This window comes from Pseudonocardia endophytica (assembly GCF_004339565.1).
GTDB lineage: Bacteria > Actinomycetota > Actinomycetes > Mycobacteriales > Pseudonocardiaceae > Pseudonocardia > Pseudonocardia endophytica.
Map to the genome: position 1 here is coordinate 3,386,714 of NZ_SMFZ01000002.1, position 15,733 is coordinate 3,402,446.

Sequence of the window (15,733 nt, forward strand, 5' to 3'; positions counted from 1 at the left end):
CCTGGCACACCTGCGGCAGAGTGTGGCCGTGGAGATCCTGCTGCTCGTCGTCGGGCTGATGCTGGCCGCCGTCCTGCTGGTGGGGCTCGGGGACCGGCTGCGGCTGCCGTGGCCCGCGCTGATGCTCGTGCTCGGTGTGGTCGTGGCGTCGATCCCCGGGCTTCCCGACGGGTTCGAGCTGGATCCGGACCTGATCCTCCCGCTGTTCCTGCCGCCGTTGCTGTACGCGACGGCGCAGCGCACGTCGTGGGCCGTGTTCCGGGCGCGGTGGCGGTCGATCCTGATGCTGGCCGTCGCGCTCGTGCTCGTCACGATCACGCTGGTGGCCGGGACGGTGTACGTGCTCGTACCCGGGATCGCGGTGACGGCGGCGATCGCGCTCGGCGCGATGGTCGCGCCGCCGGATCCGGTCGCCGTCGAGGCGGTCGCCGGTTCGGTGTCGATCCCGCGGCGGGTGCTGGCCGTTCTGCAGACCGAGGGCCTGTTCAACGACGCCACGGCGCTCGTCGTGTTCCAGGCCGCGGTGCTCGCGACGGTCGCGGGCGGCGAGATCAGCCCGGCCCTGCTCGCCGTCCGGTTCGTGGCGGGTGCCGTCGGCGCCGTGCTGATCGGGCTCGGCGTGGCGTGGGTGGCCCGGACCGTGCTCAGCAGGCTGACCGACTCGACCGGCCGTGCGGCGCTGACCCTCGTGCTGCCCTTCGCGACCTACCTGATCGCCGACGAGCTCGGCGCGTCCGGGGTGATCGCCGTCGTCGTGCTGGCGCTGCAATTGCGGGCCAGGGCGGACGCCGACGAGGCAGGGGAGCGGCTGACGACCGCGTCGCTGTGGAACGTCGTCGAGATGCTGGTGACCGGTATCGCGTTCGGGCTGATCGGGCTCGACCTGCGCCAGGTCGTCGAGGACGCCGGTGACGAGCTCCCGCGGATGCTATGGCACGCGGCGATCGTGTGCGCCGTCGTGGTCGTCGTCCGTGCACTGTGGATGACCGGGGCATGGCGGACCGTGCGACGCCGGGACGACCCGTCGGCGGCCCCGCGTACCGGCCGCGAGGCGACGCTGATGGCGTGGTGCGGCATGCGAGGGCTCGCCACCCTGGCGCTCGCGCTGTCCCTGCCGGTGACGACGGCGACCGGCGCCCCGTTCCCGGCACGTTCCGAGCTCACGCTGATCGCCGTGTCGGTGCTGGTGGTGACGCTCGTGATCCCGGGCTTCACGCTTCCGTGGCTGGTCCGGCTGCTCGGCGTCGACGCCGAGGCGGACGCGGAGCGCCACGCCGAGAAGCAGATCGTGCTCCGTGCCCGTCGGGCCGCCGCGGCGACGCTGGAGTTCGAGCAGAAGGTCCAGGGCCTGCCCGACGACGTCGCGTCCGGCATGAAGGACAAGGTCGCCAAGCTGGCCGCGGTGCTGTCCGGCGAACCGACGTCCGAGGAGGACCGTCAGCGCGTCGCCGTCCTGCGGGACACCCGCGACCGCGTCTCCGCGGCGCAGGCCGCCGCGCTGTCCGCCGCCCGTGCCGAGGTGCTCGCCGCTCGTCGGGAGCCGGGGGTCGACCCGCATGCGGCGGACCGGGTCCTGCACCGCCTGGACCTCCGTACGGTGCTGCTGGACTGATCAGGTCCGTCTCACCAGGAGCCGCACGGCGAACCGGAGGGCCAGCACCGCCAGCGCGGTGATCGGCGAAACGCGTGGTGCTCCGGAGAACGCGCGCGCCCGGACGCGTGCGAACCCCGAACCGACGTGCGAACCGCGGATCACAGCGCGAACCGGCGTCAGCGGGGACCGTAGACGATCACCGTGTTGCCCCACGGGTCCCTGGCCACGGCGCGGGTCTCGTGCGGCCCGGCCTCCGCGTCCCGGACGACCGTGCCGCCCGCGGATGTGAGCCGCTCCAGCGCCGCAGCCACGTCGTCGACCTTGAACGACGGCGCGGCCACCCCTCCGGTCACGTCCTCCGCAGGCCCGGCGAGCGCCAGCTTGGTCCCACCGGCGTCCAGCGCGGCGTAGCGGTCGCCGTCGGTGAACAGCGCGGACAGGCCGAACGCGTCGGTGTAGAACGCGACCGCGGCACCGACGTCGCCGACCGGATGGTGGACGTTGCCGATGCGGGCCTGCGGGGAGTCGTCGGGCACGGGGACCTCCATGGTCTCGGGGATGACGCGATCCATGATCGCCGTCGTCGACGTGTGCGGGACAGCCTCCCGATCTGCCCCGACGAGGGATCTGTCCTGACGAGCGATCTGCCCTGACGAGCCCGACCGACGTCAGAACAGCCCGACGGTCTCGCCGTTCTCGTCGATGTCGATCCGGTGCGCGGCCGGGTTGGCCCCGAGGCCGGGCATGGTGCGCATGTCGCCGCAGATCGGGTAGACGAAGCCGGCGCCCACCGACGCCCGCACCTCGCGGACCGGCAGCCGCCAGCCCGTCGGAGCGCCCTTGAGCGTCGGGTCCGACGAGATCGACAGGTGCGTCTTGGCGATGCAGACCGGAAGGGTGCCGAACCCGTTCGCCTCGTAGGAGTCGAGCTGCTTGGCCGCCGGTCCGGTGTAGTCCACGCCGTCCGCGCCGTAGATCTCCCGGGCCACCGTCTCGATCTTCTCCCGCAGCGGCATCTCGTCCGGGTAGAGCAGCCGGAACTCCGACGGCTCCGCGGCCGCCTCGGCGACGGCGTCGGCCAGATCGGTCGCGCCGGCGCCGCCGTCGGCGAAGTGCGTGCACACCGCCGACCGGGCGCCCAGCTCCTCGGCGATCTCGGCGATCGCGCGGTGCTCGGAGTCGAAGTCGGTCGGGAACGCGTTGATCGCGACGACGGGCGAGACGCCGTGCCGGCGCATGTTCTCGACCTGCTTGCGCAGGTTCGCCGCGCCCGCCCGGACGTCGTCCGGGTTCTCCGTGAGCAGCTCCTCCGGGAGCGGCTTGCCTGCGACGATCGTGTACTTGTCCGAGTGCGCCTTCAACGCACGCACCGTCGCGACGACGACGGCGGCGTCCGGTGCGAGGCCCGACGTCCGGCACTTGATGTTGAAGAAGCGCTCGGCGCCCATGTCCGCGCCGAACCCTGCCTCGGTGACCAGGTACTCGCCGGTCCGGATGCCGATCTGGTCGGCCACGACCGAGCTGTTGCCGTGCGCGATGTTGCCGAACGGCCCGGCGTGCACCAGCGCGGGCGTGTTCTCCAACGTCTGCAGCAGGTTCGGCATCAGGGCGTCCTTGAGCAGCACGGCCATCGCGCCCGCGCCCTGGATGTCCTCCGCGGTGACCGGCTTGCCCTCGCCGGTGTAGCCGACGACGATCCGCCCCAGCCGCTCGCGCAGGTCGGTCAGCGACGTGGCCAGCGCCAGGATGGCCATCACCTCGCTGGCCGAGGAGATGTCGAAACCGCTCTCGCGCGGGATGCCGTCCATCCGGCCGCCGAGGCCGGTGACGACGTTGCGCAGTGCCCGCTCGTTGATGTCGAGCACACGGCGCCAGGTGATCGAGTGCGGCGCCAGCTGCGCCGCGTTGCCCTGGTAGAGGTGGTTGTCCAGGACGGCGGAGAGCATGTTGTGCGCCGACGTGACGGCGTGGAAGTCGCCGGTGAGGTGCAGGTTCAACTTCTCCATGGGCACGACCTGCGAGTACCCGCCGCCCGCCGCGCCGCCCTTGATCCCGAACGTCGGGCCCATCGACGGCTGGCGGATCGCGATCGTGGCCTTCCGCCCGGTCCTGTTCAACGCCTGCCCGAGACCGACCGTCGTGGTCGTCTTGCCCTCACCGAGCGGCGTCGGGGTGATCGCCGAGACGATCACGTACTTCGCCTTCGGGCGGTCGGCCATGGCCGCGACGGCGTCCAGCCTCACCTTCGCGACGTCGGTGCCGTAGGGCTCCAGCAGGGCCGGGTCGAGTCCCATCGCCGCGGCCACGTCGGCCGGCGGGATCAGGCTGGCTGACTTGGCGATCTGCAGGTCGTCCACGGGCACACACCTCGTCCTCGTCGGTGAACGGTCGCTTCACCCTAGATCGGCGACCGCCACCGCACGGGATGGCGTGAGCTAGGCGATGGTGAGCCCGCCGTCCACCGGAAGCGTCTGGCCGGTGACGTAGCCGCCGGCGTCGGAGGCCAGGAACACGACCGCCGCGGCCAGCTCCTCCGGGTCCCCGATGCGCGACATCGGGATCCGCTCGGACATCTGGTCCAGGTACCCGTCCTGGTACTGGTCGGTCATCTCGGAGGTGAAGAACCCGGGCGCGATCGCGTTGACCCGGATGTTCTTTCGGCTCGCCCACTGCTGGGCCAGGTCCCGGGTCAGGCCGAGCAGACCCGCCTTCGACGACGCGTACGCCGCCTGTGGCAGCCGGGCCGTCGTCAGCCCGAGGACGCTCGAGATGTTGACGATGCTCGATCCGGGACCCATTACCTTCCCGCAGGCCTGGGCCATCCAGTAGCAGCCGTTCAGGTTGATGTCGATGACCTGCGTGAACTCCTCGACGGTCTCCCTGGTGGCGGGGACCGCGGTGCCGATGCCCGCGTTGTTGACGAGCACGTCGACGCGTCCGAACTCGCTCATGGCGGCGTCGACGAGCGCCTGGCAGTCCTCCTGACGTGCGACGTCGGTCGGGACGGCGAGCGCCCGCCGACCGGCGGACTCCACGAGCGTCGCAGTGTCGGCCATCTTCTCCGCGCGACGCGCGCCGAGCACGACGTCGGCACCTGCCTCGGCCAGCGCCTTCGCGAACGCGACGCCGAGGCCGGACGAGGCCCCGGTCACGACGGCGACCCTGCCATCCAGGCGGAAACGGTCCATGACGGTCATGGGCCGGACCCTATGTGTACCGGCGCCCGGCCGTCGCCGGACTCACGCGCCCTGTGCCGCGTCGGACGCGACCCAGGGCGCCTGAGTGCCGATCGGAGCGGAACTCAGTCCCTCGGACGGCGCTTGCGCGCGACGATCGCGCGGTAGTGCACGGGCTGCCGGGTGGTGGCCAGGCGGTGCTGGTAGGTGACCGCGCCGAGCTCCTCCAGCTCCCCGGACTCCATCATCGACCGGATCAGCCCGGCGAAGCCGCTGGTGTCGGTCTCGGAGAGGAAGTTGTCCCGGATGGTGAACGCGACGAAGCCGTCGACCCGGACCATGTCGAAGGCCACCCGGAAGGCCTCCGGAGGGATGTCGCCGAACCCGAGCGCCGCGACGACCGTCAGCGCGTCGAAGCCGCCACCCGCGATCTCGGCGGCCGCGTCCACGTCGAGCGTTGTGAGATCGACCACGCGGTAGTCGTCGTAGACGCCCGGACGGTCGCGCTCGGCCGCCATCGCGGCCTCCGGGATGATGTCCACCCCGACGACCTTCGTGACGCCGCGCGTGCGGAGCTCCTCGGCGACGATGCCGTTCCCGGCCCCCACGTCGAGCACCCGGACACCCGCCGGGTCGAGCCGCTCGGTCGCCATCTGCTCGACCAGCAGGTCGGTCACCACGGGCGGCGACTGACACTGCAGTACCTCGTAGAACAGCTTCTCGTACAGGCCCGGGACCGTGTAGATCTCGTGGTAGTCGTGGAACCGGAGTTCCCGCCAGCCCGATCCGTCGTCGACGACGCACCACTCGGCATCCTGCTCGTAGCTCTGGGCTGCGTCCGGCAGGGCGAGCCGGAGGTTCGGAGGGAGTCGGTCAACGGCCATGAGTGCACCTTCCGAGTCGACGACGTGACGTTCTCGAAGGTAGTCGAATCCGCCTCGCGGACAGAGCGTGAGGAACGCCGCTCCGGTCCCTGCGCAGAGGGTTGGGCAGGATGACAGCATCACCGGGTAAGCACCGGGAGACCTCAGGAGTAACAGGGATGACCCAGTCACAGCGACGCACCGCCGTCGTCACCGGTTCGGCCCGCGGGATCGGGGCGGCCACGGCCGTCCGACTGGCCGCCGACGGCCTCGCCGTCGCGGTCGTCGACCTCGACGAGGCGGCCACCAAGGGCACGGTCGAGGCGATCGAGTCGGCGGGCGGCACCGCCGTCGGCGTCGGTGCCGACGTGTCCGACTCGGCCGCCGTCGAGAGCGCCGTCGCGACCGTCGCGGAGAAGCTGGGCCCGCCGACCGTGCTGGTCAACAACGCCGGCATCACCAAGGACAACCTGCTGTTCAAGATGACCGACCAGGACTGGGACGCCGTGATGGGCGTGCACCTGCGCGGGTCGTTCCTGATGACGCGGGCGGTCCAGAAGCACATGGTCGACGCCGGGTGGGGCCGTGTGGTGAACCTGTCGTCGACGTCGGCGCTGGGCAACCGCGGTCAGGCCAACTACTCGACGGCGAAGGCCGGCCTGCAGGGCTTCACGAAGACGCTCGCGATCGAGCTCGGCCGGTTCGGCGTGACCGCGAACTGCATCGCGCCCGGCTTCATCGCCAGCGACATGACGAAGGCCACCGCGGAGCGGCTCGGTGTCGAGTGGGACGACTTCGTCGCCATGCGCGCCAAGGAGATCCCGGTCCAGCGCGCGGGCGCGGTCGAGGACATCGCGAACATGGTGTCGTTCTTCGTCGACGAGCGGTCCGGCTTCGTGTCCGGCCAGGTCATCTACGTCGCCGGTGGTCCGAAGGCGTGACGGCCACCGAGGCGGCACCGTTGCCGCCGAGCGGTCCCGACCGGCTGTTCCGGGTGGGCCCACTGCGCCCGACGGGTCCGACGACCGTCGAGGCGTCCATGCGCTGCGGCCCGTGGACGGTGGGCCCGGACGGGCGGCCAGGGCTCGCGTCGCTGTGCGTGCTGCTCGACGCCGTGCTCGGACAGGCCACGATCGCCGGGCGGCCGGAGGGCATGTGGCCGGTCACCACGGAGATGACCGTGGACCTGACCGGCGCGGTCCCCGACGAGGGCGAGGTGACGGTCCGGGCATGGGTGATCGGCTCCGCCGGCCACAGCATCGTCGCCCGGGGGGACATGCTCGGCCCGGACGGCTCGCTGATCGGCGTGGCCACCGAGTGGGGGCGTCTGATCCCCGAGGTGCCGGACGTCGGCGCCGACGACCCGGGGTCCGACGTCGTCCCTCCGGGCGGTGACGCGGCCGCCGTGCTCGGCGCCTACGTCGTCGTCGGTGCGCCGGCCCGCGCGGCCGGAGAGGTGCGGCCGACGCTCACGCTGCCCGGCAGCCCGGCGCTGGCCAACGAACGCGACACCATGCACGGCGGGATCCTGGCGACGGCCGCCGAGCTGGCCGCCGTCGCCGTCGTGCCGGGCAGCCGGGACAGGCCGATGGCGACGGGCTCGCTGCACGTCACGTACCTGCGGCCGGCACTGATGGACGGGCCGACGACGGTGCGCACCGACGTCGTGCACCAGGGCCGGTCGTTCGCCGTCGTCCGCTCGGACGTCCGCAACGCGGCGGGCAAGCTCGCCGCGGCGGCGACCGTCACCCGCCGGGCTCTGGACTGACCCCTCCGGCGGGCCGGGCGGAGCCGTCCGCCCGGCCCACCGGTGATCAGGTCGTGGCCGGCACCTCGACGACCGACCAGCCCGGGAGGTCCTCCTGCCCGGGAACCGTGACCGGGTTCTCGCTGAGGTTCATCAGCAGCGCGTTGCCGTCCGCATCGCGGAACGCGGCGAGCGAGTTCGTCTGCGAGCGTCCGATCTCGACGTCGCCGTCCCGCAGCCGCGGAACCAGCCAGCGCCACGGGTCCGTCAGCGGGGTCGGCTGCCCGCCGCTCGCCTCGGACGCGGGGGTCCACAGCGACGAGTAGTCCAGGCCCTCGTCGCCCTCCGGGCCCCAGAGCAGCGCACCTCCCGCACCGGACCGGCTCATCGACGCCACCACGGCGAGCGTCGAGACGGCGCTGGCCTCGGTGTCGTAACCGGCCTTCGCGTCGGCCGGCACGTTCGCGTAGAACTCCGCCCACCAGACCGGCAGCTCCGGCGCCCGCTTCGAGATCCAGTCCTGGACGACGCCGAACTTCTGCGCTCCGACGTCGACCGGGCTGATCGCGTCCTGCACGCCCTTGTTCGTGGTCGACCCGTCGACGACGGCGAAGTCGGCCCCCGCCTTGTTCTTCAGCCAGTAGTCCAGGACCTCCAGCGGGCGCCGGTCCAGCGTCCCCCACGGGCCGCTGACGTCCGAGGCGAACGGCGAGCCCTGGGCGACGCTGTCCATGACGACGTAGGGACCGCCGACCTGGATGTCCGGCCGGGCGGCCTTCACGGCCTTGTACACCTGGTTGTAGAAGTTCGTGTAGTTCTCGTAGTTCCAGCGGTTCTGGCCGTCGTCGAAGAAGCCCTTGAACTCGTTCCACACCATCACGCGGTCGACCTGCGGGTAACGTGTGACGGCCTCGGCGGCGAGCGTCGCGTAGTCCCCGTAGTGGTCCGGGGTCGGCGCCTGCTCGATCGTGCTCCAGTCGGTCTGGCCGGGCTGTCCGCCCTTCATCCAGTCCGGCGAGCAGCAGAGCGTCAGCATCGCCTTGCCGCCGGTGTCCTTCGTCAGTTGCATCCGGCGGTCCAGCGACGACCAGTCGTACTGGCCGGGCGCGGGCTCCGGGTTCAGCGTGCCGAAACCCATCAGGTGGTGGTTCTGGTACTCCTCGCCGCTTCCGGCGAGGATCTGCGTGCCGCGCTCGCGCGCCTCGGCGGGCTCGGTGTCGTCGAGGCTCTGGCGGGTGTGCGTGACGCCGAGCTCCATCGGGCCGGGCTGCTTGTTCCAGGTCCATCCCTGATCGAGGTCGACGGCGCGGGCCGACGCGTCCTCGGCGGTGGTCGGCGCGCTGGATCCGGATCCCGACGACGAGCAGGAGGCGAGCGCCAGCACGGCCACGAGAAGGGCCGCCAGAGCGCCGGTCCGGCGGACCGGGGCGGCAGGGTGTCGGGAACGCGCTCGCACGCTGGATGACCTCATGTTTCACGTCGCGGGAAGATCGGACGGGCACAGACTGGCACCGGGCCCCTGTGACCGTGCTGAGAGCCGGCTCCACGGTATTCGGAGCCCTCGGTTTCAGCGGTTCGGGGCCCCGATCGTCGCCGTCGGAACGATCACCGGGTTCGTTACCCCCTCGTCACCGGCGCCAGCCGGTGCACGGCGTCCACGCGGTCCAGGCACGCCGGGTCGTGGGTGATCAACAGCACCGAGCGGCCCGCGGTCGCGCCGAGCACGTCGTCGAGGACGGCGTCGCGGGTGTCCGGGTCGAGGTGCGCGGTGGGCTCGTCGAGGACGAGTACGGCCGGGTCGGCGAGCAGGGCGCGGGCGACGGCGACCCGTCGGTGCATGCCGCCGGACAGCCGCCTGCCGTGGGTGCCGACCAGCTCCTCGAGGTGCAGGCGGTCGAGTCCGACGCGGTCGAGCACGTCCCGGAGCTCGGCGTCGGTCGCGTCCGGGCGGGCGAGACGCAGGTTCTCCCGGACGGTCGAGTCGAACACGTGGGGGTCCTGCGGGACGCCGCTGACGACGGCGCGGACCTCGTCCGGGTCCCGCCCGAGCAGCTCGACGCCGTCCAGCGTCACCGACCCGGCCCGCACCGCGCCCGGCTCGAGGAATCCGAACAGGACGCCGGCCAGTGTCGACTTCCCGGCACCACTCGGACCCACCAGCGCCAGGCGAGCGCCCGCCGGGAGGTCGAGATCGAGAGCGTCGAGCACCGGGGGACCACCGGGGTACGCGACGGTCAGTCCGCGGATCCGCAGGTCGCCTCCGGTCGGCAGGGGGGTGGGTGCGACGGCGTGGGCGCCCCCTCTGCCGGTCCGCCGGCAGTCGGGTGTCCGGATGTCGTGTGAGCCGGGTCCGGCCGGCCGGTGAGTGGCGTCGCCGGGGTCCGGGTCGCCTCCGCTCGGAGTGGCGGGAGTGGCGGCGTTCGGAACGGAAACGGCTCGGTCCGGACGGGGAGCGGTTGCACGTCGCGCAGGGGTGGCCAGCACGGACGCCACGCGCCGCGCCCCGGCCCGGGTGGCTCCGGCCCGTGCAGCCAGTCCGGGCAGCGGTGCGACGATCTCGAACGCGGCCAGCGTGGTCAGGACCAGCACCGTCATCGGGATCGCACCGAGCGTCCCGCCGGCCACCGCGCCGACCCCGAGCAGCAGGGCCCCGGCCAGCGTCAGGCCCGCCACCAGCGCGGACGCACCGGCCCCGAGGCCGAGCACCCGCGCGTCGCGCCGGGCGCACCGGGTGAGCCGGGCATCCGCGTCGGCGACGGCGTCCACGGACCGGTCCATCGCGCCGTAGGCGATCAGGTCCGGTGCGCCGTGCAGCGTGTCGACCAGTGCCGTGGACAGGCCCGCCCGGTCCCGCGCGGCCCGTGCGGCGGGCCCGCGACCGGTGGCCGCGGCCAGCGCGGGTACACCGACGCCGGCCAGCACCAGCCCGGCCGCGAGCAGGAGCCCGCCCGGGAGGAACAGCGCCCCGGCCAGGATCACCGCGCCCGACCCGGCCACGGCGGCCGCGGCCACCGGGACCACGCCGCGCACGACCACGTCCTGCACCGACTCGGTGTCGCTGACCAGCCGGCTGACGAGATCGCCCGTCCGGAGGCGGCGGACGGGTCCGGTTGCGGCCAGACGGGCGTAGACGCGCGCCCGGACGTCGGCGAGCGCACGGAGCGCCGCGTCGTGCCCGACCAGACGTTCCGCGTAGCGGGCCACCCCGCGCCCGACGCCCAACGCGCGCGTGAGCACGACCGCGACCGCGACGGCCGTGATCGGCGGCTGGGTGGCGGCCGTCGCGATCAACCATGCGGCCAGCGAGAGGAGACCGGCCCCGCACGCCGTCGCGGCCGCTCCGAGCAGCGCCCCGGCGAGGATCTGCCGGCTCCTCGGCCGCAGCACCGGCGCCAGCGCGGCGCGGACTTCCCGCCCGTGGGGCTCCGCTCCGGTGGTCCAGGACAACTCCGCCCGCGTGCGCGAGCCCACCCCACCCGCACGAACGTGGCGTTCGTCCGCTCCGTCGGTACGGGTGTCACGTTCGTTCGCCGGGTCGGGTGACGGGCCGGGTTCGGTCGCCGCGTCGGCGCCCGCGAGGGCGCGCCGCACCGTCCGCGCGTGCGGCTCCGTCCCGGCGGCGCAGGTGTGGCGTTCGTTCGCAACCTGGCCGTCGCGGAGCTCGACGGTGCGGCCGGTGAGGTCGCCCCAGCCGTCGTCGTGGGCGACGACGAGCGCGGTCCGCCCGCGGAGGAGCTCCGCAGCCGACGAGCGCACGGCTGCGGCGGTGTCCGGGTCGAGGTGCGCGGTGGGTTCGTCGAGCAGAACCAGCGGCGCGTCCCGGAGGAACGCCCTGGCCAGCGCGACCCGCTGCCGTTCACCGGAGGACAGGCGGGTGCCGTTCTCGCCGAGCGGGGTGTCGTAGCCGTCGGGGAGCGCGGCCGCGACGGCGTCCAACCCGGCCCGTCCCGCGGCCCGCTCGATGTCCGAACGGGCCGCGTCCGGTTCACCGAGCGCGATGTTGTCCGCCAGCGACCACGCGAACAGGTGCGGGTGCTGCGGGACCCACGCGATCCGCCGCCGCCACGCGTCCGGGGCGAGGCCACGGACGTCCGCTCCGTCGGCGCGCACGGACCCGGCCTCGGCCTCGACGAACCCGAGCAGCACCGCCAGCAGCGTGCTCTTCCCGGCACCACTGCAGCCCCGGACCAGCACCGACTCCCCGGCGGCCACGTGCAGCGAGAGGTCGTCCAACGCCGCGTCCTCGCGGCCGGGATGGCGCACGACGAGGCCGTCCAGGTCGAGCGTCGTTCCCGCGTGATCACCGGTCCGGTGGGGATCGGTGCCGTGGACGGCACGCCTGCGCGCCGAACCGTCGATCTCCGAGGTCGGGGCCGTCGCGTGATCGCCGGTCGGGTGCGGATCGGTGCCGTGGGTGGCGCCGACGCGCGCCGAACCGTCGATCATCGGCCCCGCCGCTCGCGGGTGATCGGCCGTCGAGTCCGGATCGAGGCTGTCCTCCGCCCTGATCCGGTCCGATCCACCGATCATGGTCCGGCGGCTCGGCCGAACCGTCGACCATCCCGCGTCGGGCGCGTCGGGCGCGTCGGGCGCGTCGGCGGCCGACGAGCGCGGACCGTCGAGCACGTCGAACACCTGTCGTGCGGCCGCGACACCCTCCATGCTCGCGTGGAACCGGGCCCCGACCTCGCGCAGCGGCAGGTACGCCTCCGGCGCCAGGATCAGCACGAGCAGGGCCGTCCCGAGGTCGAGGTTCCCGGACAGCAGCCGCAGCCCGACCTCGACGGCGACGAGCGCCACCGCCAGCGTCGCCAGCACCTCGAGCACGAACGCGGACAGGAACGCGATCCGCAGTGTCCCCATCGTGGCCCGCCGGTGCGCGTCGGTCGTCTCCCGCACCTTCTCGGCGACGGCCGCCGCCCGCCGGAACAGCAGCAGCGTCGGCAGCCCCTGTACGACGTCGAGGAAGTGCCCGCCGAGGCGTGCCAGCATCCGCCACTGACGACGGGTCCGGGACCGGGTGTGCATCCCGACCAGCGCCATGAACAGGGGGATCAGCGGCAGCGTGACGGCGACGACGGCGCCCGAGATCCAGTCCGCGTCGGTGATCACGACCAGCACCGCGACCGGCACGATCACGGCCAGCACGAGCTGGGGGAGGTAGCGGGCGATGTAGTCGTCGAGCGCGTCCAGCCCGCGGGTGGCGAGCGTGACCAGCTCGCCGGCGCCGGGGCCGTCGGGATCCGGCGGCCGGGACGCGAGGTGGCGGACCAGGCGCATCCGCAGCTGGGACTTGGCCCGGGCGGCGCTGGCCAGCGCGGCGGACTCGGATCCGTAGGCCAGCACCGCCCGGGCCACCGCCACCCCCGCGACGAGCGCGACCAGCGGCGCGAGGGTGGTCAGGTCCGCGCCGTCGGTAGCCCCCGCGACGACGCGGGCGATCAGCCAGGCCTGCAGCAGGATCAGCCCGGTCAACGCCGCACCGCACACGACGCTGACGACGAGGTGGCCGCGCACGGCACTCGCGACGCGCAGCAGCCGCGGATCGACCGGCGGCCCGCCGGCGGGCTCCGGCGGCTCCTCCGGCGCCGGCTGTGCTCTGCTCACCTCGGTGCACCGCTCGGGTGGGCCGGACGTGTCGTCGCCGGTCCGGTCGGTGTCGCGTATCGGTGAGCAGAGCACGGCGCCGCCCCGCGGGTCGGCCGCTCCGTGGCCGCCTCCCGTCGCGTGCCCGAACGAGGGTGCCGTTCGTGCAATGTCACTGCCCGAAGGTGCCGTTCGTTCGGAGGGGAGGTGGGTGGGAGCGGGGTGGGTGGGCGCCGTGGAGGTCATGTCGTCGCCACGGGTTCCGGCGCGACCGGGTCACCACCGAGACGGCGGCGGAACACCCAGTAGCTCCACGCCTGGTAGGCGAGCACCAGCGGGAGGAAGATCGCCGCGACCCAGGTCATGATCCCGAGCGTGTACGGCGCCGACGACGCGTTCGCGACCGTCAGCGTCAGCGCCGGATCGGTCGTCGACGGCAGCACGGCGGGGAACAGCGAGCCGAACACGACGACCGCGAGCCCTGCCACGGCCGTCGCGGTCGCCGTGAACGCCCAGCCCTCACGACCGCGGGCCGCCGCGACCACGGCAAGGGCAGGCGCGAGGGCGGCGCCGCCCGCGACGAGAACGGTCCACGAACCCGGCCGCAGCGACACCGTCCACCACAGGAACGCGGCCACCACGACGATCACCGGAACGCCGGCGACGACAGCGAGCCTGCGGGCACGCAGGCGCACCGGCCCCCGGGTCTTGAGCGCCAGGAACACGGCGCCGTGCAGCACCGACAGCGCCGTCACGGTGAGGCCCCCGAGCAGCGCGTAGCCGTCGACGACGTCGGTGAACCCGGCGTCGACCACCCCGGCCGACGAGAACGGCATGCCGCGCACCAGGTTCGCCAGCACGAGCCCCCACACGAACGCGGGCACCAGCGACCCGACGGCGATGCAGGCGTCCCACCGGGCGCGCCACACGGGGTCGTCGACCTTCTCCCGGTACTCCAGCCCGACCCCGCGCACGATCAGCGCCAGCAGGACGGCCAGCACCGGCAGGTAGAGCCCGGAGAACATCGACGAGTACCAGACCGGGAACGCCGCGAACATCGCGCCGACGGCCGTGATCAGCCAGACCTCGTTGCCGTCCCAGACCGGACCGATCGCACCGAGCGCGACGCGACGGTCGTCCTCGGTACGCCCGAGCACGCGCAGCAGCATCCCGACGCCGAAGTCGAAGCCCTCCAGCACCAGATAGCCCGTCCAGAGCACCGCAACGGCCACGAACCAGACAGTGGGCAGATCCATCGTGGGCTCCTCCCGATCAGTAGGTGAAGGCCGGTTCGCGGGGGGAGTCGCCGGGGGTTGGTGAGGACGGGTACGGCATCACCGCGCCCGGGCCGGCTTTCACGTACCGCAGCAGCAGCCGGAACTCGACGACCGCCAGCACGCCGTAGAGCAGCGTGAACGCGGTCAACGACGTCGCCACCTCGCCGAGCGAGACCCCGGGCGACACGCTCGCCGCCGTCAGGAGCTCACCGTGCACGGTCCACGGCTGGCGGCCCATCTCGGTCAGGACCCAGCCGAAGATGTTGCCCGCCAGGGCCGACGGGAGGGCGACGACCACGGCGCGGTACATCCATCGCCGCCACCCCGCCGGCGACGGCAGCCGTCCACGGCGGGTCAGCCACAGCCCGGCCACCGACACGGCGACCCCGGCCATGCCCAGCCCCATCATCAGCCGGAACGACCAGTACAGGACGGCGATGTTCGGCCGGTAGTCGCCCGGCCCGTACATCGCCTCGTACTGCGCCTGCACGTTCTTGATGCCCTGCACGTCGCCGTCGAACGAGCCGGTGGCCAGGAACGAGAGCACCTTCGGGACCTGCACGTTGATGTGGTTGCGGCTGCCCTGGATGTCGCCGACGGCGAACAGCGAGAAGCCCGCTCCGTGCTCGGTCTCCCACAGGGCCTCCGCGCCGGCGAGCTTCATCGGCTCGTAGGTCGCGGCCAGCTTCGCCTGGTGGTCCCCGGAGATCGCGAGCAACGCACCGGCGACCGCGGTGACCAGGAACCCGGCCCGCATCGTGCGGCGGAACATCCCCTTCTCCGACGGGTGGTCCCACCGCTTCTTCATGATCTTGTAGGCGCTGACGGCCGCGACGAACAGCCCGGCGATCACGAACGCGGCCGAGACCACGTGCAGGTAGGTCGACCAGGCCTGGTCGTTCGTCAGTACCGCGCCGATGTCGGTCATCCGCGCCCGCCCGGTCACCGGGTCGACCTCGTAGCCGACCGGGTGCCGCATCCAGGCGTTGGCGGCCAGGATGAAGTACGCGGACAGGTTCGAGCCGATCGCGGCGGCCCAGATGCAGGCCAGGTGCACGCGGCGGGGGAGCCGGTCCCACCCGAAGATCCACAGACCGATGAACGTGGACTCCAGGAAGAACGCGAGCAGCGCCTCCATCGCCAGAGGTGCGCCGAACACGTCGCCGACGAACGTCGAGTACGCGCTCCAGTTCATCCCGAACTGGAACTCCTGCACGATCCCGGTCACGACGCCCATCGCGAAGTTGACCAGGAACAGCTTCCCGAAGAACTTCGTGGCGCGCAGGTAGTCCTCGCGCCCGGTCCGGACCCACGCCGTCTGCAGTGACGCGACGATCACGGACAGCCCGATCGTCAGCGGGACGAACAGGAAGTGGTAGATCGTCGTGATCCCGAACTGCCATCGGGCCAGGTCGAGCGCGTCCATCGGATCCCCTCCGAGGTTCTACCGTGTGTAGAACTCAGGCATAGTTCTACTCCGTGTAGAAGGT

At 72.7% G+C, this 15,733-nt stretch carries 11 protein-coding genes; 3 read left to right on the forward strand and 8 right to left on the reverse strand.

All coding sequences use genetic code 11. The features are described from left to right. Positions 1 to 28: 28 nt before the first annotated feature. Entirely contained in the window at positions 29 to 1,612 is a 1,584-nt protein-coding gene (locus EV378_RS34400) for a Na+/H+ antiporter (protein ID WP_132432132.1), read from the forward strand. A 158-nt stretch (positions 1,613 to 1,770) separates the two neighbouring features. On the opposite strand, the gene EV378_RS34405 is transcribed toward EV378_RS34400, so the two are convergent. From EV378_RS34405 to EV378_RS34420, 4 genes are all read right to left on the reverse strand, one after another. After that, complete coding sequence (locus EV378_RS34405; RefSeq protein ID WP_243653906.1) at positions 1,771 to 2,130, reverse strand: VOC family protein; 360 nt, start codon at positions 2,128 to 2,130, stop codon at positions 1,771 to 1,773. Between the two features lie 132 nt (positions 2,131 to 2,262). After that, the gene (locus tag EV378_RS34410) at positions 2,263 to 3,951 is read right to left on the reverse strand and encodes a formate--tetrahydrofolate ligase (RefSeq protein WP_424511265.1); all 1,689 of its coding nucleotides are present in this window, start codon (positions 3,949 to 3,951) and stop codon (positions 2,263 to 2,265) included. A gap of 78 nt (positions 3,952 to 4,029) precedes the next feature. Further along, on the reverse strand, positions 4,030 to 4,791 hold the full coding sequence (locus EV378_RS34415) for an SDR family NAD(P)-dependent oxidoreductase (RefSeq protein WP_132432136.1): 762 nt from the start codon (positions 4,789 to 4,791) through the stop codon (positions 4,030 to 4,032). Positions 4,792 to 4,895: 104 nt separating this feature from the next. After that, complete coding sequence (locus tag EV378_RS34420) at positions 4,896 to 5,654, reverse strand: class I SAM-dependent DNA methyltransferase (protein ID WP_132432138.1); 759 nt, start codon at positions 5,652 to 5,654, stop codon at positions 4,896 to 4,898. A 158-nt stretch (positions 5,655 to 5,812) separates the two neighbouring features. Here EV378_RS34420 and EV378_RS34425 point away from each other — a divergent pair, with 158 nt between their 5' ends. Both EV378_RS34425 and EV378_RS34430 read left to right on the forward strand, forming a co-directional pair. Next, positions 5,813 to 6,574: an SDR family oxidoreductase gene (locus tag EV378_RS34425; protein WP_132432140.1), complete on the forward strand. Its 762-nt coding sequence runs from the start codon at positions 5,813 to 5,815 to the stop codon at positions 6,572 to 6,574. Next, on the forward strand, positions 6,571 to 7,401 hold the full coding sequence (locus tag EV378_RS34430; protein WP_132432142.1) for a PaaI family thioesterase: 831 nt from the start codon (positions 6,571 to 6,573) through the stop codon (positions 7,399 to 7,401). The genes EV378_RS34425 and EV378_RS34430 overlap by 4 nt, the downstream gene beginning before the upstream one ends. 46 nt (positions 7,402 to 7,447) lie before the next feature. On the opposite strand, the gene EV378_RS34435 is transcribed toward EV378_RS34430, so the two are convergent. The 4 genes from EV378_RS34435 to EV378_RS34465 form a co-directional block, all read right to left on the reverse strand. Further along, positions 7,448 to 8,836, reverse strand: coding sequence for a glycoside hydrolase family protein (locus EV378_RS34435; RefSeq protein ID WP_165922620.1), 1,389 nt, complete (start codon positions 8,834 to 8,836; stop codon positions 7,448 to 7,450). Between the two features lie 161 nt (positions 8,837 to 8,997). Beyond that, on the reverse strand, positions 8,998 to 12,987 hold the full coding sequence (locus EV378_RS36650; protein ID WP_165922621.1) for a thiol reductant ABC exporter subunit CydD/CydC: 3,990 nt from the start codon (positions 12,985 to 12,987) through the stop codon (positions 8,998 to 9,000). A gap of 221 nt (positions 12,988 to 13,208) precedes the next feature. Next, positions 13,209 to 14,222: a cytochrome d ubiquinol oxidase subunit II gene (gene cydB / locus EV378_RS34460; protein ID WP_132432146.1), complete on the reverse strand. Its 1,014-nt coding sequence runs from the start codon at positions 14,220 to 14,222 to the stop codon at positions 13,209 to 13,211. Positions 14,223 to 14,238: 16 nt separating this feature from the next. Then, entirely contained in the window at positions 14,239 to 15,669 is a 1,431-nt protein-coding gene (locus EV378_RS34465) for a cytochrome ubiquinol oxidase subunit I (protein WP_132432148.1), read from the reverse strand. Positions 15,670 to 15,733 lie beyond the last annotated feature (64 nt).